At 68.9% G+C, this 21,735-nt stretch carries 20 protein-coding genes and 2 pseudogenes; 9 read left to right on the top strand and 13 right to left on the bottom strand.

What is annotated here, in order from left to right:
- Nucleotides 1-63 precede the first annotated feature (63 nt).
- From REH65_RS09950 to REH65_RS09965, 4 genes are all read right to left on the bottom strand, one after another.
- Nucleotides 64-1,716 carry a cytochrome bc complex cytochrome b subunit gene (locus tag REH65_RS09950; protein WP_281457297.1) on the bottom strand — a complete coding sequence of 551 codons (1,653 nt, stop codon included), beginning with the start codon at nt 1,714-1,716 and terminating at the stop codon, nt 64-66.
- The gene (locus REH65_RS09955; protein WP_281457298.1) at nt 1,713-2,843 is read right to left on the bottom strand and encodes a ubiquinol-cytochrome c reductase iron-sulfur subunit; all 1,131 of its coding nucleotides are present in this window, start codon (nt 2,841-2,843) and stop codon (nt 1,713-1,715) included. The genes REH65_RS09950 and REH65_RS09955 overlap by 4 nt, the downstream gene beginning before the upstream one ends.
- Complete coding sequence (locus REH65_RS09960) at nt 2,840-3,646, bottom strand: cytochrome c (RefSeq protein ID WP_281457299.1); 807 nt, start codon at nt 3,644-3,646, stop codon at nt 2,840-2,842. The genes REH65_RS09955 and REH65_RS09960 overlap by 4 nt, the downstream gene beginning before the upstream one ends.
- 88 nt (nt 3,647-3,734) lie before the next feature.
- Nucleotides 3,735-4,346 carry a heme-copper oxidase subunit III gene (locus tag REH65_RS09965; protein WP_281457300.1) on the bottom strand — a complete coding sequence of 204 codons (612 nt, stop codon included), beginning with the start codon at nt 4,344-4,346 and terminating at the stop codon, nt 3,735-3,737.
- 86 nt (nt 4,347-4,432) lie between these two features.
- Between REH65_RS09965 and REH65_RS09970 the strand changes: the two genes are divergently transcribed.
- The 3 genes and pseudogenes from REH65_RS09970 to trpD all read left to right on the top strand — a co-directional run bounded on the left by REH65_RS09970 (nt 4,433) and on the right by trpD (nt 6,622).
- Entirely contained in the window at nt 4,433-4,870 is a 438-nt protein-coding gene (locus REH65_RS09970) for a hypothetical protein (RefSeq protein ID WP_406692215.1), read from the top strand.
- 138 nt (nt 4,871-5,008) lie between these two features.
- The gene (locus tag REH65_RS09975; protein WP_281457301.1) at nt 5,009-5,416 is read left to right on the top strand and encodes a hypothetical protein; all 408 of its coding nucleotides are present in this window, start codon (nt 5,009-5,011) and stop codon (nt 5,414-5,416) included.
- A gap of 172 nt (nt 5,417-5,588) precedes the next feature.
- A pseudogene (trpD, locus tag REH65_RS09980) lies at nt 5,589-6,622 on the top strand (anthranilate phosphoribosyltransferase).
- Between the two features lies 1 nt (nt 6,623).
- On the opposite strand, the gene REH65_RS09985 reads toward trpD, so the two are convergent.
- The 3 genes from REH65_RS09985 to coxB form a co-directional block, all read right to left on the bottom strand.
- The gene (locus REH65_RS09985; RefSeq protein WP_281457303.1) at nt 6,624-6,908 is read right to left on the bottom strand and encodes an Lrp/AsnC ligand binding domain-containing protein; all 285 of its coding nucleotides are present in this window, start codon (nt 6,906-6,908) and stop codon (nt 6,624-6,626) included.
- 100 nt (nt 6,909-7,008) lie between these two features.
- Nucleotides 7,009-7,407, bottom strand: coding sequence for a cytochrome c oxidase subunit 4 (locus tag REH65_RS09990; RefSeq protein ID WP_093416763.1), 399 nt, complete (start codon nt 7,405-7,407; stop codon nt 7,009-7,011).
- Between the two features lie 42 nt (nt 7,408-7,449).
- On the bottom strand, nt 7,450-8,388 hold the full coding sequence (gene coxB / locus REH65_RS09995; protein WP_281457304.1) for a cytochrome c oxidase subunit II: 939 nt from the start codon (nt 8,386-8,388) through the stop codon (nt 7,450-7,452).
- Between the two features lie 236 nt (nt 8,389-8,624).
- Here coxB and asnB point away from each other — a divergent pair, with 236 nt between their 5' ends.
- Complete coding sequence (gene asnB / locus REH65_RS10000) at nt 8,625-10,553, top strand: asparagine synthase (glutamine-hydrolyzing) (protein ID WP_281457305.1); 1,929 nt, start codon at nt 8,625-8,627, stop codon at nt 10,551-10,553.
- A 65-nt stretch (nt 10,554-10,618) separates the two neighbouring features.
- Here asnB and REH65_RS10005 read toward each other — a convergent pair.
- The 3 genes and pseudogenes from REH65_RS10005 to REH65_RS10015 all read right to left on the bottom strand — a co-directional run.
- Nucleotides 10,619-11,137: pseudogene (locus REH65_RS10005) on the bottom strand (M23 family metallopeptidase); the annotation flags it as partial.
- A gap of 68 nt (nt 11,138-11,205) precedes the next feature.
- Complete coding sequence (locus tag REH65_RS10010) at nt 11,206-12,762, bottom strand: glycoside hydrolase family 13 protein (RefSeq protein ID WP_406692216.1); 1,557 nt, start codon at nt 12,760-12,762, stop codon at nt 11,206-11,208.
- Between the two features lie 90 nt (nt 12,763-12,852).
- Complete coding sequence (locus REH65_RS10015; RefSeq protein WP_406692217.1) at nt 12,853-13,875, bottom strand: LacI family DNA-binding transcriptional regulator; 1,023 nt, start codon at nt 13,873-13,875, stop codon at nt 12,853-12,855.
- A gap of 190 nt (nt 13,876-14,065) precedes the next feature.
- On the opposite strand from REH65_RS10015, the gene REH65_RS10020 reads away from it, so the two are divergent.
- From REH65_RS10020 to mmuM, 4 genes are all read left to right on the top strand, one after another.
- Nucleotides 14,066-15,295: an extracellular solute-binding protein gene (locus REH65_RS10020; RefSeq protein ID WP_406692218.1), complete on the top strand. Its 1,230-nt coding sequence runs from the start codon at nt 14,066-14,068 to the stop codon at nt 15,293-15,295.
- A 2-nt stretch (nt 15,296-15,297) separates the two neighbouring features.
- Entirely contained in the window at nt 15,298-16,215 is a 918-nt protein-coding gene (locus REH65_RS10025) for a carbohydrate ABC transporter permease (protein ID WP_406692219.1), read from the top strand.
- Complete coding sequence (locus tag REH65_RS10030; protein WP_281457310.1) at nt 16,215-17,111, top strand: carbohydrate ABC transporter permease; 897 nt, start codon at nt 16,215-16,217, stop codon at nt 17,109-17,111. Before REH65_RS10025 ends, REH65_RS10030 begins: the two co-directional genes overlap by 1 nt.
- Nucleotides 17,112-17,236: 125 nt before the next feature.
- Nucleotides 17,237-18,130 carry a homocysteine S-methyltransferase gene (gene mmuM / locus REH65_RS10035; RefSeq protein WP_281457311.1) on the top strand — a complete coding sequence of 298 codons (894 nt, stop codon included), beginning with the start codon at nt 17,237-17,239 and terminating at the stop codon, nt 18,128-18,130.
- Between the two features lie 212 nt (nt 18,131-18,342).
- Here mmuM and REH65_RS10040 read toward each other — a convergent pair whose 3' ends face one another.
- Both REH65_RS10040 and REH65_RS10045 read right to left on the bottom strand, forming a co-directional pair.
- The gene (locus REH65_RS10040) at nt 18,343-19,791 is read right to left on the bottom strand and encodes an alpha-amylase (protein WP_406692220.1); all 1,449 of its coding nucleotides are present in this window, start codon (nt 19,789-19,791) and stop codon (nt 18,343-18,345) included.
- Between the two features lie 180 nt (nt 19,792-19,971).
- On the bottom strand, nt 19,972-20,904 hold the full coding sequence (locus REH65_RS10045) for a carbohydrate kinase family protein (RefSeq protein ID WP_281457353.1): 933 nt from the start codon (nt 20,902-20,904) through the stop codon (nt 19,972-19,974).
- A gap of 145 nt (nt 20,905-21,049) precedes the next feature.
- On the opposite strand from REH65_RS10045, the gene REH65_RS10050 reads away from it, so the two are divergent.
- Complete coding sequence (locus tag REH65_RS10050) at nt 21,050-21,265, top strand: RNA-binding S4 domain-containing protein (protein ID WP_281457313.1); 216 nt, start codon at nt 21,050-21,052, stop codon at nt 21,263-21,265.
- A gap of 57 nt (nt 21,266-21,322) precedes the next feature.
- On the opposite strand, the gene REH65_RS10055 is transcribed toward REH65_RS10050, so the two are convergent.
- Nucleotides 21,323-21,685, bottom strand: a complete 363-nt coding sequence (locus REH65_RS10055; protein ID WP_093416791.1) for an iron-sulfur cluster assembly accessory protein — start codon at nt 21,683-21,685, stop codon at nt 21,323-21,325.
- Between the last annotated feature and the right edge of the window lie 50 nt (nt 21,686-21,735).

The following is a 21,735-nucleotide window of genomic DNA, read 5'->3' on the forward strand; positions in this document are numbered from 1 at the left end:
CGCCTGGAGAAAGCGAAGCGGCCCGGCACCCCGAGGGGTACCGGGCCGCTTCGACCGCGGTGCTTACTCCGCCGACTGCGACTTGCCTGCGGCGAGCTGCGCGCGCTCCTCCGCTTCGCGGACCGCGTCGTCGTGACGGGCCTGCTCCAGAGCAGCGGTCTCGTCGACCGGGTCGGGCCGCAGCAGGCTGCCCTCGACCGGGTGGCCGGCGGCGCCCAGCTTGTTCATCTTCTTCGGCACCGGAGCGCCCTGGTACGGGAGCTCGTGCGGGTGACCGTGGTCGTCCACCGGGCCGAGCGGCTGGTGGACCTCGATGAACTCACCGTGCGGGAGCCGCTTGATGATGCCGGTCTCGACGCCGTGGTCGAGCACCTCGCGGTCGCTGTGCTGGAGGCCCAGGCACATCCGGTAGGTGATCCAGTACGCGATCGGCGGTGCGACCAGCAGGCCGATGCGGCCGGCCCAGGTCATCGCGTTCAGCGAGATGTTGAACTCGAACGCGATGATGTCGTTCGTACCGGAGATCATCAGCACCATGAAGAACGTCAGCGCCATGGCACCCAGCGAGGTGCGTACCGGGTTGTCGCGCGGACGCTGCAGCAGGTTGTGGTGCGCGTCGTCGCCGCTGAGCTTGCGCTCGATGGCCGGGTACATGATCGCCGTCGTGAAGATCATGCCCATGAAGAGCACGGTCGGGAAGAACACCGCCGGGATCGTGAACGGTCCCAGGTAGACCTCCCAGGCCGGCCACAGACGCGACGAGCCGTCCGTCCAGATCATGTACCAGTCGGGCTGCGACGCGGCGGAGATCTGCGAGGCGATGTACGGGCCCAGGTTCCAGATCGGGTTGATCTGGAAGACACCGGCCATGATCGCGCAGACGCCGACGACCATCGCGAAGAACGCACCGGCCTTGACCGCGAACACCGGCATGATCCGGACGCCGACCACGTTGCTCTCGGTGCGCTTCACGCCCGGGAACTGGGTGTGCTTCTGGTACCAGACCAGCGCCAGGTGCGCCGCGACCAGACCCAGGATCAGACCCGGCAGCAGGAACACGTGGAACAGGTAGAACCGCGGGATCAGGTCGGTGCCCGGGAACTCGGCGCCGAACAGGATCCAGTGCACCCAGGTGCCGAGCACCGGGATCGACATCGCGATGCCGGAGGCGATCCGGACACCGGTGCCGGACAGCAGGTCGTCCGGCAGCGAGTAGCCGGTGAAGCCCTCGAACATGCCGAGGATGAACAGCGTGACGCCGATCATCCAGTTCGTCTCACGCGGGCGGCGGAACGCGCCGGTGAAGAAGATGCGCAGCATGTGCGCCACCATCGACGCCATGAACAGCAGCGCCGCCCAGTGGTGCAGCTGGCGGGCGAACAGACCGCCGCGGACCTCGAAGGAGATGTCCAGCGCGCTCTCGAACGCCCGCGACATCTCGACGCCGCGCAGGTTGGTGAACACGCCCTGGTACTCGACCTCCTGCATGGAGGGGTCGAAGAAGAACGCCAGGTAGGTGCCCGTGATCAGCAGCAGGATGAACGTGTAGAGCGCGATCTCGCCGAGCAGGAACGACCAGTGCGTCGGGAAGACCTTGTTCAGCTGCCGCCGCATGCCGGGAGCGAAGCGGTAGCGCGTGTCCAGCTCGTCGGCGGCGTGCGCGACCTTGCCGTACAGCTTGCTCTCTCCCTTCGTGGGCGTGGTGATCGAACTCATGACTTACGCTCCCAGTACGCCGGACCGACGGGCTCGATGAAGTCGCCTTTCGCCACGAAGTAGCCGTCCTCGTCCACCGTGATCGGCAGCTGGGGCAGGGCACGCGTGGCCGGGCCGAACACCGGCTTCGCATAGGTGTTGACCACGTCGAACTGCGACTGGTGGCACGGGCAGAGCAGGCGGCCGGTCTGCTGCTCGAACAGCGACGTCGGGCAGCCCAGGTGGGTGCAGATCTTCGAGTAGGCGTAGTAGTCGCCGTAGTTGAAGTCTTCCTGCCCCTTGCGCTTGACCGGCTTGCTGCCGGGGCGGAGCCGGATCAGCATGACCGGCGCGTCGCCCTTGCGCATCGAGGTGATGAGCTCTTCCTCGTTGTGCCGCCATGCCTCGCGGAACGGGAACACGGTCTCGAAACCACCGGCGTCGATGTCCTCGGGACGCAGCAGCGAGACGTCGTGCGGGTTGCCCGTGTCGCGACGCAGGTAGATCTTCTCGCCCGGGTGCTCCGGCATCCAGCCGGTGTGCAGCAGCGACGCCTGGCCCTCCTCGGCCCAGGGGTTGCGCACCATGCCGCCGAGCACGAACACGCCGGCACCGAGGCCGAAGGCGCCGAGGCCGAAGCCCGCGGACCGCGTGATCATCTTGCGGCGGGCGATGCCGCTGCGCTCCCCGGCGTCGGCCAGGATCGCGGCGGTCGTCTGCCGGTCCACCTCGCTGGAGCCGTGGCCGTCGTGGCGCTGCTGCACCGCGACCTCGTGCGGGATGAACTTCTTCTGGTACTGCACCACGCCGATGCCCACGGCCAGGATGGACAGGCCGAGGAAGAACCCGATCAGCGGGTTGTACAGCGAGTAGATGAAGTGCCCGCGCGGCTCGTTGTAGGGCTGGTACTCCCACGGCCAGAAGATGAAGACCGCGACGAAGGCCAGCGCGGACAGACCGGCCAGCGCGAACCAGGCGGAGACGTTGCGCTCGGCCCGGCGCTCGGCGCGGGTGCCCTTGACCGGGAAGTTGTCCCGGTACTCGACGAGCTCGACGTCGTCGAGGGCCAGGCCCAGACGCATCTTCTCGTCGCGGCTCATCTCGGCCAGTTCGGCCTCGGTGTATTCCTTGTTCTCTTGGTCACTCATGCCCTGGCTCCGATCCACAGGGTGAGGCCGATCAGCGCGCCGAGTCCCACGACCCAGGCGATCACCGTCTCCGGTCCCGGCCCGTAGCCGCCGAGGTCATTGCCGCCCGGGTTGTTGTTCCCGTTGGTCACGGACTTGACGTAGGCGATGATGTCTTTCTTCTCTTCCGGGGTGAGCTGCCGGTCCGAGAACTTCGGCATGTTCTGCGGCCCGGTGAGCATCGCGTTGTAGATGTCGGTCTCGGTCGCCTCGTGCAGGTTCGGGGCGAACTTGCCGGAGGACATCGCGATGCCGCGCCCGGTGAAGTTGTGGCAGGAGGAGCAGTTCAGGCGGTAGAGCTCGCCACCGCGGGCGGGGTCGCCGCCCTGCAGCGCCTCACCGGACTGCTTCGGCGACTCCGGCCCACCGCCGTAGGTCTGCACGTAGGCGCCCAGCGCGTCGATCTCCTCCGGGCTGAACTTCGGCGGCTTGCGCATGGCCTGCGCCTCCTGGCGGACCATCGGCATGCGGCCGGTGGAGACCTGGAAGTGCACGGCGGCTTCGCCGACGCCCGTCAGGCTGGGGCCACGGTCCTGCACGCCTTGCAGGTTGGATCCGTGGCAGCTGATGCAGGCGTTGTTGTAGAGCTGCTCGCCCTGCCTCACCAGCGCCGGGTCCGCTGCGGCGTGCGCGGTCTGCGGCTCGGGAGTCACGACGGTGTACAGCCCACCGGCACCCACCAGCGCGATGCCCAGCGCCAGTACACCGGAGATCCGCCGCTTGAGCTTCGAGCCCGCGCGGTTCCGTTTCTTAGTGGTGGTCATGAGTGCGGCAACCCTTGCTGTCCGGTTCGGGGTGTTCGTTTCGGCCTCGTTCGTGCCAGGCGATCGAGGTTCCTCGCTGGAGGAGCGATCACGGGACGAGGTAGATCACGGCGAAGAGGCCGATCCACACGATGTCCACGAAGTGCCAGTAGTACGACACGACGATCGCTGCGATGGCTTGGGCCGGCGTGAACTTGCTGAGCTTCGTCCGGATGATCAGGAAGACGAACGCGACCAGACCGCCGACGACGTGCAGCCCGTGGAAGCCGGTCGTCATGTAGAAGACCGTGCCGTAGGCCGACGACGCGATGGTGGTCGCGTGCTCGGTGACCAACTGGAAGTACTCACCGGCCTGCCCGAGCACGAAGATCGTGCCCATGATCAGCGTGATCACGTACCACCGGCGGAGACCGAAGACGTCACCCCGCTCCGCCGCGAACACGCCCCACTGGCAGGTGAACGAGGACGCCACCAGGATGATCGTGAACGGGAGGGCGTACGGGAGGTTCAGGTGAGTGGGCGGTGGTGGCCACACGCCCTCGTTCTGCGCCTTCACCGTGAAGAACATGGCGAAGAGCCCAGCGAAGAACATCAGCTCGCTGGCCAACCAAACGATGGTGCCGACGCTGACCATGTTGGGTCGGTTCAGCGAGTGCACGCGTTGACTGATTGAGGGCGCTGCCGTTGTCACGCGACGCATTATGTCTTGCAGCTTTTCCCCTCGCGCCCTCGGGGCCTCCCCTACGACCGCGGGGTGATCGGATCGCGATCTGGAGGTAACTCAACGTGAAAACTCTTCGGACCGCGCTGGCGGCCCTGGGGCTCGGCCGCCGCCGCACCGGCAAGCCCGTGATCAGCATCGATGATCCCGGTCTGCAGGTGGTGGTGTGGTCCTACGACGACACCGAGGCGGCCTCGACCGCCTTGGCCCGCGCCACCGGGTGGGAGCCCGAGCACCCGGCCGTGCTGCGGCACCACCTGGCACTTCCGGGTGACGTGGTCGACACCGCTGAGGCGCTGTTGGCCCAGGACGACTGGGTCCTGCGGCCCGGAGGGCGCGCGGAGGAGCTCAGCGTGTCCGGATTGACCCCGTTGGTCGCTCTCCGTGTGCAGCGATTGGATGCGTTGCATTGCTCACAGGAGAGCTCGCGGATGGCCGGACTGGCCCAGCGGCACGGCGGCCAGGTCTTCGGCTGGGACGCGCTGCAACCCGGACCCGACTGATCGAATCGGACCGACTGATCGAATCCGGCGAGGTGGCTACTGTCACACCCGCTCCGGCGGCTAGCATTCGTCACGAGTCAAGCCCCGTGCTGCGCACATCGGGTGCGGGTGTACCGCCAGCTCGACGAGGAGCCAGTGATGAGCACCGCAACAACGAACGTTCTCGTGTTCAGCCACCGCCCCGAGGTCCGGGAGGCGATCATCAACGCCGTCGGGCGCCGCCCGGCACCCGATCTGGACCGGCTGCACTACGTCGAGGCGGGCACCGTCGCCGACGTCCTCAGCGAGGTCGACGCGGGCAAGGTCGACCTGCTGATCCTGGACGGCGAGGCCCAGCCCACCGGCGGCATGGGCGTCTCGCGCCAGCTCAAGAACGAGATCGCGCAGTGCCCGCCGATCGTCGTCGCGGTCCGCCGCAAGGACGACCGCTGGCTGGCCACCTGGTCCCAGGCCGACGCGGTCCTGGTCCACCCGCTGGACCCGCTGGCCTCCGCCGAGACGGTCGCCGAGGTCCTGCGCACCCAGGGCAAGCCCGTCCCCGCCTGACCCGAACGCTGCGAGTGGTGACCGGATTTCAACGGAGGTCAGGACTCCGTTTTCCGTTGAAATCCGGTCACCTCGTTGCGATCCATGCCATAACCGGCGGATCAGGAGGCGCGGCGGAAGGCAGGGTAGTTTCTTCGAACAGGCAACACCGACGGAGTAGATCGTGGGAACCATGGCGGGAAGTTGGGCAGGGCTGCTGGGCAGCCTGGTCGCGGGTACGGACCTGTCCGCGGAGGACACCGCCTGGGCCATGGACCTGATCATGTCCGGCGAGGCGACCCCGGCCCAGGTGGCCGGGTTCGTGGTCGCGCTGCGGGCCAAGGGCGAGACGCCCTCCGAGGTGCGCGGCATGGCCGACGCGATGCTGCAGCACGCCCGCACCCTGGACATCACCCAGCGCGCGGTGGACATCGTCGGCACCGGCGGTGATCGCAGCGGCAGCGTGAACATCTCCACGATGGCCTCGATCGTGCTGGCCGCGTCCGGGGTCACCGTCGTCAAGCACGGCAACCGGGCGTCCTCGAAGTGCGGCACCGCCGACGTGCTCGAAGAGCTCGGCGTGGCGATCGAGCTGGCGCCCCGGGACGTGACCCGCTGCGTGGAGGAGGTCGGCATCGGCTTCTGCTTCGCGCCGGTGTTCCACCCCGGTTTCAAGCACGCCGGTTCCCCGCGCCGCGAGATCGGCATCCCGACCGCGTTCAACCTGCTCGGCCCGCTGACCAACCCGGCCCGTCCGGCCGCCGGCCTGATCGGCTGCGCGGACCGCCGGATGGCGCCGGTGGTCGCCGACGTCTTCGCGGCCCGCGGCAACTCGGCCCTGGTGGTGCGCGGCGACGACGGCATGGACGAGATCACCACCACGGCCGCTAGCACGGTCTGGGTGGTCCACGACGGCACGGTCCGCGAGGAGGCGCTCGATCCGCAGGACTTCGGCATCGCCCGCACCCGCGCCGAGGACCTCCAGGGCGGCGACGCCAAGGACAACGCCCAGGTCGTGCGGGACCTGCTGGCCGGGAAGAGAAGGGACCCGTCCGGGACGCGGTCCTGCTCAACGCCGCGGGCGCGCGCGTCGCCTACGACGGGCCCGGAGCCGACCTGAAGACCCAGTTCGAGGCCGGTCTGGCCCGGGTGGCCGAGGCGATCGATTCGGGCGCCTCGGCGGCCCTCCTGGACCGCTGGACGACGCTGTGCGCCGAGCTGCGCTGACTCACTCCTCCTCGAGGCCGATGGAGAAGGCGGCCTCGGTGTCCCTGCGCGAGTAGGAGCGGAAGGCGATGTGGGTGTCGGTGTCCTCGACGCCCGCCACCTTGTTGATCTTCCCGGGGACGATGTCGGCCAGCTCCTCGTGCTTGGCGACGCGGAGCATGGCGATGAGGTCGACGTCGCCGGCGCAGGAGTACACCTCGTCGACACCGTCGAGGTCGGCGATCTCCTGAGCCGCCTCGGCGAGGCGGTCAGCGGCGGTCTTGATCAGCACGATCGCGGTGATCACGACGGGAATCCTCCTGGCTGCGCGGGTGCTTCGACGGACGAATCCTAGACGCGAAGAGGCCCCTCGGTGGGAACCGAGGGGCCTCTTCGCGTCTAGCGCGTCAGTGGCTGCTCTGGCCGGTGTGGTACTCGAACACCAGGCCCGCGACCATGATCAGCAGGAAGCCGACCGCGAGCACGATCATCCAGACGTGGAAGAACGCCAGGGCGATGCCCGCGAACGCCGCGCCTGCGGCCAGGCCGACCGGCCAGTAGCTGCCCGGGCTGAAGAAGCCCAGTTCACCGGCACCGTCGCTGATCTCCGCGTCCGGGTTGTCCTCGGGGCGGTCCTCGATCCGGCGAGCCACGAAGGACAGGTAGCTGCCGATGATCAGGGACAGTCCGCCGACCAGGATCAGCGCCACGGTGCCCACCGGCTCCTTGGCCCAGAGCCCGTAGACCACTGCGGACAGGAAGAAGAAAACGGTGATGATGTTGAAGATCTTCGCTTCGACCTTCATGGAGTCCTCGCTCTCACGCCGTACGCCCCGTCGAGGGCACCCCTAGCTGTTCGTCCCGATGCCGGAGGGCTGACCACCCGTGCGATCGGTGTTGAACGGAACACCGGTCACCGCGTGCGGCGTGCACAGCTCACCGCAGTTCATCTCGCCGAGCGCCTCGGCCGCGGTGTACGGCTGGCCCGTCCGCGGGTTCACCTGGGTGCGCAGCTGCATGTACCGGTCGAACTTGTCCTGCGACAGCGCGCGGACCTCGAAGTTCATCATCGCGTGGTAGGTGCCGCACAGCTCGGCGCACCGGCCCACGAACGAGCCTTCTCGCTCCACGGTGTTCTGGAAGACGTTGTCCTGGTTGTTCTTGTCCGGGTACGGGAAGGTGTCCCGCTTGAAGTGCCACTCCGGGACGAAGAACGAGTGGATGACGTCGGTGGAGCTGATGTGGTACTCGACGCGCTCGCCGACCGGCACGACCAGCAGCGGGATCTCGCTGCTGCTGCCGACGGTGCGCACCGGCTGCCCGTCCGGCGTCTTGTACTCCGGGTAGTTGAACTCCCAGTTCCACTGGAACGAGACCACGTTCACGGTCTGGTCCGGGTTGGCCGGCTTGGCCAGGACCGTGTTCTGCGTGACCGCCGTGAAGTAGAACAGCACGACCACCAGCACGAACGGAATCGCCGTGTAGATGAGTTCGAGCGGCAGGTTGTACTGGAACTGCCGCGGCAGCTCGTCGTCCTTCTTCTTCTTGCGGTGGAACGCGACCGACCAGAAGATCAGCGCCCACACCAACACACCGACCGCGAGTGCTGCGATGACCGACCAGGTCCACAGGTTCCGCATCGCCTCGGCCTGCGGGGTGACACCCTCTGGCCATCCGAACCGCAGGACCTCGTCGGTCGTGCAGCCAGTGGCCGCGACACCAACCAGGCCGATCAGACCAGCGACCTTGACCAGCCGTGGCACTCGGGTCCCCTCCTTCAGGCCCACTGCGCGACGCCTCCTCGTGCAAAACTCACCGAAGCGGCTTGGGTGGATCCTCGCTCGCCCGCAGGCGACCGCAGATCCGCCGCCGGAATCCTGGGCAGAGCCTAGCCCAGGTGTAGCCGCGATACTGCTCCGGGGGCGGAGATCACGCCCGCACCACGCGCGTGCAGCGCGCGGGCCGAGGTTCTGCATACTGGACGCAGCCTTTTCCCCCCGACTCGGAGAGGTGCACGAGACGCGTGTGCGGCCTGCTTGGACTCATCTGTCCCACCGAAGAAACTGCCGGTTACAGCGTGAACGCCGTGGCCAACGCGCTGCCGTGTCAACGCCACCGGGGACCGGACGAGAGCGACACCTGGCAGGGAGGTGAGGTCGTCCTCGGCTTCAACCGCCTGTCGATCATCGACCTGGAGCACTCCCACCAGCCGCTGACCTGGGGTCCGCCGGAGAACCCGCAGCGCTACACGATCACCTTCAACGGTGAGATCTACAACTACCTGGAGCTGCGCGCCGAGCTCATCGAGCAGTACGGCGCCCGCTTCGGCACCGACGGCGACACCGAGGTCATCGTCGCGGCCTACCACTACATGGGCCCGCACTCGGTCGGCCGGCTGCGCGGCATGTTCGCGTTCATGATCTGGGACAGCGAGCGCAAGGTGGTCTACGGCGCCCGCGACCCGTTCGGCATCAAGCCGCTGTTCTTCGCCACCGGTCCCGGCGGCACGGCCTTCGCCAGCGAGAAGAAGAGCCTGCTCAGCCTGGCGAACACGCTGAAGATCAGCGAGGAGCTCGACCACAAGGCGATGCAGCACTACTTCGTGCTGCAGTACGTGCCGGAGCCCGAGTCGCTGCACCGGCAGATCCGCAGGATCGAGTCGGGCACCTCGTTCACCGTCGCCCCCGGCGGCCAGGTGGTGACCGAGCGGTACTTCCAGCCGAACTTCCGGCCGCGCCCGGCCAACACCGACGCCGACGTCCGGCGGCTGCAGAACGAGATCGTCGATGTGATGCGCGACTCGGTCGCCAAGCACATGCGCGCCGACGTGACGGTCGGCTCGTTCCTGTCCGGCGGCATCGACTCCACGGCGATCGCGGCGCTCGCCAAGGAGCACAACCCGAACCTGATCACCTTCACCACCGGTTTCGAGCGGCAGGGCTACTCGGAGGTGGACGTGGCCGCCGAGTCGGCCGCGGCGATCGGCGTCAAGCACGTGGTCCGCACCGTCTCCGCGCAGGAGATGATGGACGCGCTGCCGCTGATCACCTGGTACCTCGACGACCCGGTGGCCGACCCGGCGCTGGTCCCGCTGTGGTTCATCGCCCGCGAGGCCCGCCAGCACGTGAAGGTCGTGCTCTCCGGCGAGGGCGCCGACGAGCTGTTCGGCGGCTACACGATCTACCGCGAGCCGCTGTCGCTGGCGCCGTTCGAGAAGGTGCCGGGCGCGCTGCGCAAGGCGATGGGCAAGGTCTCCACCCGGATCCCGGAGGGCGTGCGCGGCAAGGACCTGCTGCGGCGCGGTTCGCTGGACCTGGAGGAGCGCTACTACGGCAACGCGCGGATCTTCCGCGACGACCAGCTGCGCAACATCATGCGGGCCTTCGACCCGGGCGTCTCGCACAAGGACATCACCGGCGCTCCGTACTCCCTGTCGAAGAACTGGGACCCGGTGACCCGGATGCAGCACGTGGACCTCTTCACCTGGCTGCGCGGCGACATCCTGGTCAAGGCCGACAAGATGACGATGGCCAACTCGCTGGAGCTGCGGGTGCCGTTCCTGGACCCGGAGGTCTTCCGGGTGGCGAGCACGGTGCCGCTGGAGCAGAAGATCACCAGCGAGACCACCAAGTACGCGCTGCGCCAGGCCATGTACCAGGTCGTCCCGGCGCACGTGCTCAACCGGCGCAAGCTGGGCTTCCCGGTGCCGATCCGGCACTGGCTCAAGGACGAGATGCACGACTGGGCGCGCAACATCATCCAGCAGTCGCAGACCGATCACCTGCTGGACCGCCGCGCGATCCTGCAGCTGCTGGAGGAGCACCGCTCCGGCGTCCTCGACCACAGCCGCCGCCTGTGGGCCCTGCTGGTGTTCATGCTCTGGCACGCCATCTTCATCGAGGGCCGCCTCTCCCCCGAGGTCCCCGAGCCCCACTACCCCGTGCGCCTCTGACCCGAACGCACAACGGCCGGTCCACCCCACGGGAGGCGGACCGGCCGTTTTCGCGTCCCGGGTCAGCAGTTGTTCTTGCTGGTGAACGGGGTGTGGTCGTAGTAGGGGACGGCTTCGCCGTTGAGGACGACCTTGCGGTCGGCGCCGTCGAGGATCTGCTCGTAGTGCAGGTGGGGGCCGGTCACGCCGCCGGTGGCGCCGGCCTCGCCGATCTTGCTGCCCGCCGAGACCTTCTCACCGACGGAGACGCCCTGGCTGGACAGGTGGGCGTAGCGGGTGCGCCAGCCGTTGCCGTGGTCGAGCTCGATCCAGCGGCCGTAGCTGGTGTCGCCCTCGTTCTCCGACCGGGTCACCGTGCCGCCCGCCGAGGCGAGGACGGCCATGCCGGTGATGCCGTCGCGCTGGAAGTCGACCGAGTTGGCCGGGCTGTGCCCGCTGAACGTGGCGGCCGTGACCTCGACGCCGCACTTGAAGGGCACTTGGAAGTTCGGAGCCGCCGAGGCGGGCGCCTGGAAACCGACCACGGCGACGGCGGACAGAGCCGCCGCTGCCGCGGTCGTGCCTAATCGTCGCATCACGCGAATCACCTCCGTGTTGTTGGCGATTCACATGTGACCACGTTCAGTTGGGCGGAAATAGACCCACACGTCGTTCACTTTTCCCGGTTTTCCAGCCAGACCGTGGTGTTCGGCGCCAGCTCACCGGTCCAGGCGGCGAGCCCGTCGCTGCTCATCAGGAGCTCACCCGGCAGGTCCAGCGCGACCGGGGCGTCGCCGAGGTTGGTGGCGCAGGTGAAGCCCGGTTCGCGGCGGAACGCCAGCACGCCGTCGGGGGCGTCCAGCCAGGTCAGCTCCCCGTCGCCCAGCGCGGGCAGCTCGCGGCGTCGCGCGAGGGCCGCGCGGTAGAGCCGCAGCACCGAGGCCGGGTCCGCGCCTTGGACCTCCACCGTCGAGTCCGCCCACTCCCCCGGCGCGGGCAGCCAGCTCCCGCCCGGGCCGAAGCCGAACGGGGGCCGCTCGCCGGACCAGGGCAGCGGGACCCGGCAGCCGTCGCGCCCGACGTCGGTGCCGCCGGAGCGGGTCCAGATCGGGTCCTGGCGGACCTCGTCGGGCAGCTCCAGCACCTCGGGCAGTCCCAACTCCTCGCCCTGGTAGACGTAGACCGAGCCGGGCAGGGCGAAGCTGAGCAGCGCCGCCGCGCGGGCGCGGGCGAGACCGAGCTCGCCGCCGCCGTAGCGGGTCACCGGCCGCTGGACGTCGTGGTTGCCCAGCACCCACGTCGTGGTCGCGCCGACCTGACCGGTGGTGGCCAGCGACTCGGTGATGACCTGCCGGAACTCCGCCGCCGACCAGGGGGCTTCCAGGAGCGCGAAGTTGAACGCCTGGTGCAGCTCGTCGGGCCGGACGTAGCGGGCCAGCCGCTCCTGGGTCGAGGCCCACGCCTCGGCGACGCCGATCCGGCCGCCCGAGTAGGAGTCGAGCAGCGCGCGCCAGTCGCGGTAGATCTCGTGCACCTCGTCCTGGTCGAAGTACGGCAGCTCACCGCGTCCCAGCAGCGAGATCTGCTCGTCCAGGCCGGTGTCGGGCAGGTCGGGGTGCTTGATCATGCCGTGCGCGACGTCGATGCGGAACCCGTCGACGCCGCGGTCCAGCCAGAACTTGAGCACCTTGCGGAAGTCCGCGCGCACCTGCGGGTTTCGCCAGTTCAGGTCTGGTTGTTCGGGCGCGAACAGGTGCAGGTACCACTGGCCGTCGGGCAGCCGGGACCAGGCGGGGCCGCCGAAGACGGACTCCCAGTCGTTGGGCGGCCCGTCGCCGCGTCCGTCGCGGATCAGGTAGCGGTCGCGCTCGGCCGAACCCGGTTCGGCGGCCAGGGCTTCGGCGAACCACGGGTGCCGGTCGGAGGTGTGGTTGGGGACGATGTCGACGAGCACCCGCAGTCCCGCGTCGTGGGCCTGGGCGAGCAGGGCGTCGAGGTCGGCGAGGTCGCCGAACAGCGGGTCCACGCCGCAGTGGTCGGCCACGTCGTAACCGCCGTCGGCCATCGGCGACGGGTAGAACGGGGTCAGCCAGATCGCGTCGACGCCGAGGTCCACGAGGTGCGGCAACCGGTCCCGCACGCCGGCGAGATCGCCGACGCCGTCGCCGTCGGAATCGGCGAAGCTGCGCACGTAGATCTGGTACACCGCGGCATCACGCCACCAAGCCATCGTGCTTCCCTCCTGGATCGGGACAGTTTTAGCCGTAATTGACCGGACAAAAGGGACTTCGATCATGGACAGTTCTGGCTAAAACTGTCCTCACAGCCCTCGGGTGGACTCCCGCACGACGAGGTTCGGGCGGAACAACCGGCTGAAGCTCGTCGAGCCGCGCTCGGCACCGTCGGGGTCGAGCTGCCGCAACAGCTCGTCGACGGCCGCGGCGGCCATGTCGCGGATCGGCTGGGCCAGGGTCGTCAGGGCGGGCTGGCAGTAGGCGGCCATCGGGATGTCGTCGAACCCGACCACGGAGACGTCGTCCGGGGTGGCCAGGCCGCGCCGCTTGGCCTCCCCCATCGCCCCGAGCGCCATCACGTCCGACGAGCACAGCACCGCCGTGGGCTGCGAGGTCTCCAGCAACCGGGCCATCGCCTCCGCACCGCCGTCGGCGGAGAACGCGCCGTGCGCGACGAGGTCGTCGACGGGCTCGACACCCGCCTCCTCCAGCGCGGCGGCCCAGCCCGCGCGCTTGAGCCGCGAGGGCAGCGCGCGCGACGGACCGCTGACGAAGCCGATCCGCCGATGCCCCAGCTCCAGCAGGTGCCGGGCGGCGGCGTGCCCGGCCAGGTGCTCGTCGACGGTGATGTCCGGGACGTCCAGGCTCGGAGCGCCGCCGTTGACGAACACCATCCGGACGCCCTCGCGCCCCAGCTTCTCGTAGTAGCCGCGAGTGCGGCGCTCGTCGGTGTCCGGGTTCGCGATCTCCGGCGACACGAAGATCATCCCCTCCACACCGCGAGCCTGGAGCATCTGCACGTACTCGCGCTCGCTCATCGCCGCCCGCGTGTTGCACAGCAGCGAGGCGTAACCCGCCTGCGCGGCACGGCTTTCCAGTGCTTCGGCGAAGGCCGGGAACACGGGGTTGGACAGCTCGGGCACCAGCAGCCCGATGACCCCGGTGCGCCGCAGCGCGCCGACGCCGCGCGCGGTGTGCGGCAGCTGGTTGACCACGTCGAGCACGCGCTGCCGGGTCTCCTCGGCGATGCCGGACTTGCGGTTGAGCACGCGGCTCACCGTGGACACGCTCACCCCGGCCGCTTCCGCGATCTCGGCCAGACCCGCCAACGCCAGTCTCCCTCCACTGCCGATGTTGCTGACCCGATCCTGCACGGTGCGGCAAGAATTTGCAACGTCTTCCGTTCCCGGTTACCGCAATGCTGGCCATTTCTGCTCGAACATCTTGACGACGATCACATTCCGGGTATGCAATCTAACGCCAGGCGCTCGCAAAAATTTGCACACAGGAGGTCTGGACATGAGACCCAAGGCCACGGTCACCGCTGCCCTGGTCGCCACCCTCGCCCTGGCCGGGTGCGGCGGATCGACGGGCGACGCGAACGAAGTCGTGTACTGGGACACCAGCGGCTCCGCCGAGAGCGCGGTGTTCGGCGAGATCGCCCAGGAGTGCGGCCGCACCGGCGGCTACCGGGTGCGAGTCGAGACGGTGGCCTTCGACCAGGCCCTCAACAACTACAAGACCGCGGCCCAGGGCGGCCAGGGACCGGACGTGCTGCGCGCCGACGTCGGCTGGGTCGCCCAGCTCGCCCAGGCCGGGCTCGTCCAGGACCTCACCGGCACGCCGCTGGCCACCGACACCGCCGACTTCCTGCCTAACACGCTGGAATCGACGCGGTTCCAAGGCAAGACCTACGCCGTCCCGCAGGTCACCGACGCGCTCGCGCTGTTCTACAACAAGCGCAAGCTCGACGCCGCCGGCGTGGCACCGCCGCAGAGCTGGGACGAGCTCAAGGCCATCGCGCCGAAGCTCGGCGGCGAGAACGCGCTGTTCCTCAACAACGACGAGTACTACGCGCTGCCGTTCATCTACACCCACGGCGGCGACCTGGTGAACCCCGACGCGCGGATGATCACCGTCAACTCCCCCGAGGCGGTGCGCGGCGTGCAGGTCGCCAAGGACCTGCTCGACGCCAAGGCCGCGCGCACCTCGCTGGACCAGCCCAACTCCTACACCAGCATGAAGACCGCCTTCACCACCGGCGAGACCGCGATGGTGATCGACGGGCCGTGGGCCGTCTCCGAGTTCACCGCCTCCCCCGAGTTCGCCGACCCCGCCAACCTCGGCATCGCCCCGGTTCCCGGCTCGGCGACCCCGTCGCCGGTCGGCGGGCACGACTACGTGATCCGGCAGGGCAGCGACGCCACCGAGGCCGCGCAGAAGTTCGTGTCCTGCATGAGCAGCAGCGCCAACCAGGCGAAGGTCGCCGCCGAGCTGGGTCTGCTGCCGACCCGCCGGTCCGCCTACGACGACCCGGCCGTGGCCGCGAACCCGATCGTCACCGCCTTCCGCCCGCTGGCCGCGACCACGCACTCGCGGGCGTGGATCCCGCAGAACGCCGAACTCCTCGAACCGCTGCAGACCGCGTATGGCGACGTGCTCTCCGGACGCAAGCCGACCCGGGCCGCGCTCGACGAGCTCGCGCGGACCTACCAGTCCACGATCCTCACCGACTACGCGAAGCGCTGACCATGCGGAACCTCCTCGCCCGGTACTGGTTCGGCTACGCGATGGTGCTGCCGGTGGTCGCGGTCCTCGCGCTGCTGGTCGTGCTGCCGCTGCTGCAGGGCCTCTACTTCGGGTTCACCGACATCAACGACACCACCATCGCCAACCCCGTCCTGGACCGGGAGGCGCGGTACTCCTTCGTCGGCTGGGACAACTACCTCAACGTGCTGTCCGGTTCGGCCGCGTTCGGGTCGTTCTGGTCGACGCTGGTGCGCACCGTGATCTGGACGTTCGCGTGCGTGGTCTGCCACTACGGCATCGGGCTGGGCCTGGCGATGCTGCTCAACCGGCGGATGCGCGGGCGCGGGCTGTACCGGGTGCTGCTGATCCTGCCGTGGGCGGTGCCGGTGTTCATCAGCGCCTTCGCCTGGCGCTACCTGCTCAACGCCGAGTACGGGCTGGTCAACTGGGTCCTAAAGGCGCTGGGGCTGCCCGGTCAGGTGTGGCTCGGGCAGTCGGACCTGGCGCTGGTGTCGGTGATCGTGGTCAACGTGTGGCTGGGCGTGCCGTTCATGATGGTGGCCCTGCTCGGCGGGCTGCAGGCCATCCCGTCGGACCTCTACGAGGCCGCGGAGATGGACGGCGCGACGCCCTGGCAGCGGTTCGTCCACGTGACGCTGCCGGGGCTGCGGCCGGTGTCGAGCAGCGTGGTGCTGCTCGGCGTGATCTGGACGTTCAACATGTTCCCGGTCATCTACCTGATCACCGGCAACAACCCGCACACCCGGATCCTGGTGACCTACGCCTTCGAGCGGTTCTTCTCCGGCGCCACCAGGGATTACGCGATCGCCTCCACCTACGGCGTGCTGATCCTGTCGGTGCTGCTGGTCTTCGCCGCGATCTACCGCCGCGCGATGGCGCGGCAAGGAGAGGTGTTGTGATGAGCATCGACGCGGCGTCCCTGCGGGCGTCCTCCGCCGCGGCCCGGCCTCGGGGCCGGGGAAGGCGTTCGACGTGGGCGAGCATCGGGTTGCACGGCGCGCTGGTCCTGGCGTCGCTGATCGCGGTGTTCCCGGTGTTCTGGGTCGTGGTGGTGTCGTTCAAGCCCGACGCCAAGGCCGTCGAGGCGACGCCGACGCTGTTCGCCGACTCCAGCCTGGACAACTACGCCGACGTGCTCAGCGGCGCGAAGGGCTCGTTCCTGGCGTGGTTCGGCAACTCGGTCCTCATCGCGGCGCTGACCACGGTGCTGGGCGTGCTGCTGGCGGCCAGCACCGCCTACGCGCTGAGCCGCTTCCGGTTCCCGGGCAGGCACTGGATGCTGCTGTCGTTCCTGGTCGTGCAGATGTTCCCGTTCGCGGTGCTGATCGTGCCGCTGTACAACGTCCTGCTCACCCTGGGGTTGCAGGGCAGCGCGCTCGGTCTGGTGCTGGTGTACTGCAGCACCGCGATCCCGTTCTGCACGTTCATGCTCAAGGGCTACTTCGACGGCATCCCGGCCGACATCGACGAGGCCGGCCGGGTCGACGGGCTCTCGCCGTGGGGCGTGTTCTGGCGTCTGGTGCTGCCGCTGGCCCGGCCCGGGCTGGCGGTGACCGGCTTCTACTCGTTCATCGTGGCCTGGAGCGAGGTCGCGTTCGCCTCGGCGTTCCTGTCCGCGGCCGACGAGTCGAAGACCCTCGCGGTCGGGTTGCAGGTGTTCGTGCAGCAGAACCGGGCCGAGTGGGGTCACCTCGCGGCGGCCTCGGTGCTGGTGGCGATCCCGGCGGTGATCGTGTTCTACGCCGTGCAGCGCTTCCTGGTCTCGGGTCTGGCGGCGGGCAGCGTGAAGGGCTGAGCGGCCCGGACTTCGCCGCGAAGTTCGAATCCGGGACCTCCGCTTGGGATCTCGCGGGAAATCCGACTCTCCCACGCCGGGTTTCGGAGGGGTCGGCGTTGTGCGACACCACTACGCTGGACGGCATGGCGGAATTCAGGCTCGACCGGCCGTTGGTGCTCGACGGCGGGTTGGCCACGGAGCTGGAGGCGATGGGGCACGAGCTCGCCGACGCGCTGTGGTCGGCTCGCCTGCTGACCGATGCCCCTGAGGAGATCGTGGCCGCGCACGCCGCGTTCTACCGCGCGGGCGCCGACGTCGCCACCACCGCCAGCTATCAGGCGTCGTTCGAGGGGTTCGCCGAGCGCGGCCTGGACCGCGCCGGGGCGGAGCGGCTGATGCGACGCAGCGTCGAGCTCGCGCGGCTGGCCGGTGAGGTGGAGCCGGGCGAGCGCCGGTGGGTGGCCGCCTCCGTCGGACCCTACGGCGCGACGCTGGCCGACGGTTCCGAGTACCGCGGCGACTACGGGCTGACCAAGCAGCAGCTGCGCGAGTTCCACCTGCCCCGCCTGGAGACGCTGGCGAGCGCCGCGCCGGACATCCTCGCGCTGGAGACCATCCCGGAGCTCTCCGAGGCCGAGGTCCTGGTCGAAGCCGTGGAGGGGCTGGGCGTCCCGGCGTGGCTGTCGTTCACCGTCGACGGCGTCCGCACCCGAGGTGGCCAGCCGCTCGCCGACGCGTTCGCGCTGGCCGAGTCGGACGCGGTCACCGCCATCGGCATCAACTGCTCAGCACCCGAGGACGTCCTCCCGGCGCTCGAAACCGCCCGCGCCGCAACGGCGAAGCCCCTGGTCGCCTACCCCAACAGCGGCGAGGGCTGGGACGCCGAGCAGCACGCCTGGACCGGCGATGCCCGCCTGTCCCCGCAACAGGCCCGCCGCTGGCGCGACGCCGGAGCCCTCCTCGTCGGAGGCTGCTGCCGAGTCCGCCCGGAAGACATCACCGCGGTGGCGGAAGCCCTCATGGACTCGGAGTCCTGACGAACTTCTCAACGACGGCGCAGTTTTCATGAAAACTTCCCCACCCCCGAGACCGGGAGGTTTACATGAAAACTGCGTCCTCCCAGCGATGAGAAGGTGCGACGGAGAATTCCGGACCTCAGTGATGGGGAAGTTTTCATGAGAACTGTCATCCTCGACGGGTGGGGAGGTTTTCATGAGAACCACCCCACCCGTCGAGGTGTCGGGCCCGGTCAGCCGAGCTTGGCTCCGGCGTGGAGTGCGACTCCGGAGTTCGGGGCGACGGTGGCGGTGAACTTGCCGTCGTCGCCGACGTCGATCGTCCGGCCGGTGCAGGCACCGTCGGCGAGCTCACCGGACAGCACGTCGCAGTAGCTGCCCGCGGGCAACGAGGTCTGGAAGGTCTGCGACAGCTCGCCGCCCTCGCGGTTGATCACCACGAAGCCCTTGTCCTCGCGGCCGAAGGCGATCTGCCCGCCGCCGTTGTCCCACCAGTTGCTGAGACCGGTTCCGGCGACGGCGCCGTGGAACCCGGCCATCCCGGCGATCACCGGGTGCCGGTGCTCGCACACCCACGCCTGGTCGTCGCAGTTCGCGGGCTTGGTCGTGCCGTCGGTCTCCGCGGGCGGGCCCTGGTCGGAGTTGTCGAAGGCGTAACCGGAGATGAGCTGCGGCGTGCCGTACGGGTAGGCGAGCTCGAAGGCCACGCCCAGGTCGTAGGCCGCGCCGTCCTTGTAGGTCAGGGTCGGCGTGCTGCGCTGGGTGTCGTGGTTGTCGATGAACACGACGGCCTGCTCGCTGGGCAGGGTCATCGAACTGCCCAGGTCGGCCAGCTGCGCGAGCGAGCCGTTCTTGAACGCGTCGCTGACCTTGCCGTGGTAGGCGAACTCGGTGACGTCACCGTTGCCGGTGTACTCCCCCGCCGTCGTGGTGGAGTCGGCGATGACCTCCTGGAACACGTAGGGCTTCTGCCCGGTCCCGGGAACGGCGTCGAGACCGCCGAAGATCGCGCCGACGTCCTCCGGAGGCATGTGCTTGACCCCGTCGACCCGGAAGCCCGACACGCCCAGGCTGATCAGGTCGTTGAGGTAGGCGGTCTCGCGCTGGCGGACGTAGTCGCTCTCGGTCTTGAGGTCGGAGAGACCGACGAGCTCGCAGTTGCGGACCTCCCACTTGTCCTCGTAGTTGGCGATGTCGCGGCGGCAGTCGTGGAAGTCCGCGTCCGAGTAGGTGCCCGGGTAGTCGTACTTGGTGAACTCCGACCCCGCGCTGCCCGGGTGGTCGCCGTCGGACCCGGCCATGTGGTTGACCACGGCGTCGGCGTAGATCTGCACGCCCGCGTCGTTGCAGGTCTTGACCATGTTGGCGAACTGCTCGCGGTTCCCGCGGCGGCTCTCGATCTGGTAGCTGACCGGCTGGTAGTCCTGGTACCAGGGGTGACCGGCCTCGGGCAGCACGATGTGCTCCTGCGGCGGCGAGACCTGGACGGCGCCGTAGCCCTTCGGCCCGAGGAAGCCGGTGCACTCGTTGGCGATCGAGTCCCAGTTCCACTGGAACATCTGCACGATCGGTCCGGCCAAGGGTGCGGTGGCCGGACCGGGGGCCGGGGCCTGGCCGAACGCGGCGGGCACCAGGGCGGTGCCGACCACGGCGGCGGCCAGCGCTATCGCCGGTAATCGCATGACCTTCTCCTTCGCGTCGTCGAGCGGTGAAGCGAACGCCTACGATCACATTTTCTTGCGCGAGTTAAGTCAATACGCCAACCGAACCGGCAATTTACCAGCAATGACACTTCGCAAATTCTTGCAATTCAATGCGAATCAACGGCCGCGCAGCAGCACCCGGACCGGGCTAGGTCGCGGTTACAGCGGCAGCACCGCCGCGATCTCGTCGGCCGCGTCCTGCCCGTACGCCTCGGCGAAGCGCTTGGCGGCCCGGCCGTGGTCGAGGGTCCACTCCTGGGTCCCGGTGACCTCCAGGACGTGCACTGCGATGAGCGAGCCCAGCTGCGCCGCCCGCTCCAGCGACAGGCCGCTCTGGACGGCGGCGAGGAACCCGGCGCGGAACCCGTCCCCGACGCCCGTCGGGTCGGCCCGCGCCACCTCCGGAACGGCGGGCACCTCCAGCCGCTGCCCGTCGCGGTCGACGATCTCGGCCCCGTCGGCGCCGAGCGTGGTGATGCGAACACCGACCTCGCCGCGCACGTCGTCCTCGTTCCAGCCGGTCTTCTGCAGCAGCAGGCCCCACTCGTAGTGGTTGGCGAACAGGTAGTCGGCGCCCGAGACCATCCGCCGGATCTCCTCGCCGCTGAGCCGCGCGAGCTGCTGCGACGGGTCGCTGGCGAAGCGGTAGCCGCGCTGCCTGCACTCGTCGGCGTGCCGCAGCATGGCCTTCGGGTCGTTCGGGCTGATCAGCACCAGGTCGATGTCGTGCTCGGCGACCACCGGGGCGAGCTCGATGTTGCGCGCCTCGGTCATCGCCCCGGCGTAGAAGGAGGCGATCTGGTTGAAGGCCTGGTCGGTGGTGCACACGAACCGCGCGGTGTGGGCGTACTCGGAGACGTGCACCCCGTCGCAGTTCACGCCGTGGCGCTCCAGCCACGACCGGTAGTCCGCGAAGTCCTCGCCCACGGCCCCCACCAGCACCGGGTCCCGGCCCAGCACGCCGAGCGCGAAGGCGATGTTGGCCGCGGCGCCACCGCGCCGCACCACCAGATCGTCGACGAGGAAGCTCAACGAGACCTGCTGCAGGCTGTCGGAGACCAGCTGGTCGGTGAACCTGCCGGGGAAGTGCATCAGGTGGTCGCTGGCGATGCTGCCGGTCACTGCGACGGACACAGCGCGCCTCCATTTCACTACGGAAGGTGACGGAAGCGTCAACCGTAGCGCTCACGTCGAGGTCCGTCCCCGTTTCCACCCGGGCGCGGCAGACAATGGGGGCATGCGCGATGTGGAGATCTCCGACGACATGATCCGGCTGGGGCAGCTGCTGAAGCTGTCCGGACTGGTCGAGCACGGCGCCGAGGCCAAGGACGTGCTGGAGGAAGGCCTGGTCAAGGTCAACGGCGCGGTGGAGACCCGCCGCGGCCGTCAGCTCGTCGACGGCGACGAGATCGTGCTCGACGACGAGATCGTCCGCGTCGTCAGCACGGCCTGAGCAGCATCGAGGCCGGCACCCGAGCGGGTGCCGGCCTCGATACCGGAAAAGGCTCGATCAGTGGAACGAGTCACCGCAGGCGCACGAACCGCCCGCGTTGGGGTTGTCGATCGTGAAGCCCTGCTTCTCGATGGAGTCGACGAAGTCGATGACCGCGCCCTCCAGGTAGGGGGCGCTCATCCGGTCGACGACCACGCCGAGGCCCTCGAAGTCGCGGCGAGCGTCGCCGTCAAGGCTGCGCTCGTCGAAGAAGAGCTGGTAGCGCAGACCGGCGCAGCCACCCGGCTGGACGGCGATGCGCAGGTGCATGTCATCGCGACCCTCCTGGTCCAGCAGGGCCTTGGCCTTCTGGGCAGCAGAGTCGGTCAGCGTGACACCGTGAGCGGGCGCCTCGGTCTCAGTGGTGTTCGGGGCGGTCATGGACACTCCCTCGTGGTCTCGCTCTCCGATTCCGGCGTGACGTTCAACCA

The sequence above is a fragment of the Saccharopolyspora sp. ID03-671 genome, from assembly GCF_045278815.1.
GTDB classification, from domain to species: domain Bacteria; phylum Actinomycetota; class Actinomycetes; order Mycobacteriales; family Pseudonocardiaceae; genus Saccharopolyspora; species Saccharopolyspora ipomoeae.

What these genes read in the sequence shown, in the direction of transcription:
- REH65_RS09950 (WP_281457297.1), bottom strand. Translation starts at nt 1,716, where the DNA reads ATGAGTTCGATCACCACGCCCACGAAGGGAGAGAGCAAGCTGTACGGC.
- REH65_RS09955 (WP_281457298.1), bottom strand. Translation starts at nt 2,843, where the DNA reads ATGAGTGACCAAGAGAACAAGGAATACACCGAGGCCGAACTGGCCGAG.
- REH65_RS09960 (WP_281457299.1), bottom strand. Translation starts at nt 3,646, where the DNA reads ATGACCACCACTAAGAAACGGAACCGCGCGGGCTCGAAGCTCAAGCGG.
- REH65_RS09965 (WP_281457300.1), bottom strand. Translation starts at nt 4,346, where the DNA reads ATGCGTCGCGTGACAACGGCAGCGCCCTCAATCAGTCAACGCGTGCAC.
- REH65_RS09975 (WP_281457301.1), top strand. Translation starts at nt 5,009, where the DNA reads ATGAGCACCGCAACAACGAACGTTCTCGTGTTCAGCCACCGCCCCGAG.
- REH65_RS09990 (WP_093416763.1), bottom strand. Translation starts at nt 7,407, where the DNA reads ATGAAGGTCGAAGCGAAGATCTTCAACATCATCACCGTTTTCTTCTTC.
- REH65_RS10010 (WP_406692216.1), bottom strand. Translation starts at nt 12,762, where the DNA reads ATGGCTTGGTGGCGTGATGCCGCGGTGTACCAGATCTACGTGCGCAGC.
- REH65_RS10020 (WP_406692218.1), top strand. Translation starts at nt 14,066, where the DNA reads ATGAGACCCAAGGCCACGGTCACCGCTGCCCTGGTCGCCACCCTCGCC.
- REH65_RS10025 (WP_406692219.1), top strand. Translation starts at nt 15,298, where the DNA reads ATGCGGAACCTCCTCGCCCGGTACTGGTTCGGCTACGCGATGGTGCTG.
- REH65_RS10030 (WP_281457310.1), top strand. Translation starts at nt 16,215, where the DNA reads ATGAGCATCGACGCGGCGTCCCTGCGGGCGTCCTCCGCCGCGGCCCGG.
- mmuM (WP_281457311.1), top strand. Translation starts at nt 17,237, where the DNA reads ATGGCGGAATTCAGGCTCGACCGGCCGTTGGTGCTCGACGGCGGGTTG.
- REH65_RS10040 (WP_406692220.1), bottom strand. Translation starts at nt 19,791, where the DNA reads ATGCGATTACCGGCGATAGCGCTGGCCGCCGCCGTGGTCGGCACCGCC.
- REH65_RS10045 (WP_281457353.1), bottom strand. Translation starts at nt 20,904, where the DNA reads ATGCACTTCCCCGGCAGGTTCACCGACCAGCTGGTCTCCGACAGCCTG.
- REH65_RS10050 (WP_281457313.1), top strand. Translation starts at nt 21,050, where the DNA reads ATGCGCGATGTGGAGATCTCCGACGACATGATCCGGCTGGGGCAGCTG.
- REH65_RS10055 (WP_093416791.1), bottom strand. Translation starts at nt 21,685, where the DNA reads ATGACCGCCCCGAACACCACTGAGACCGAGGCGCCCGCTCACGGTGTC.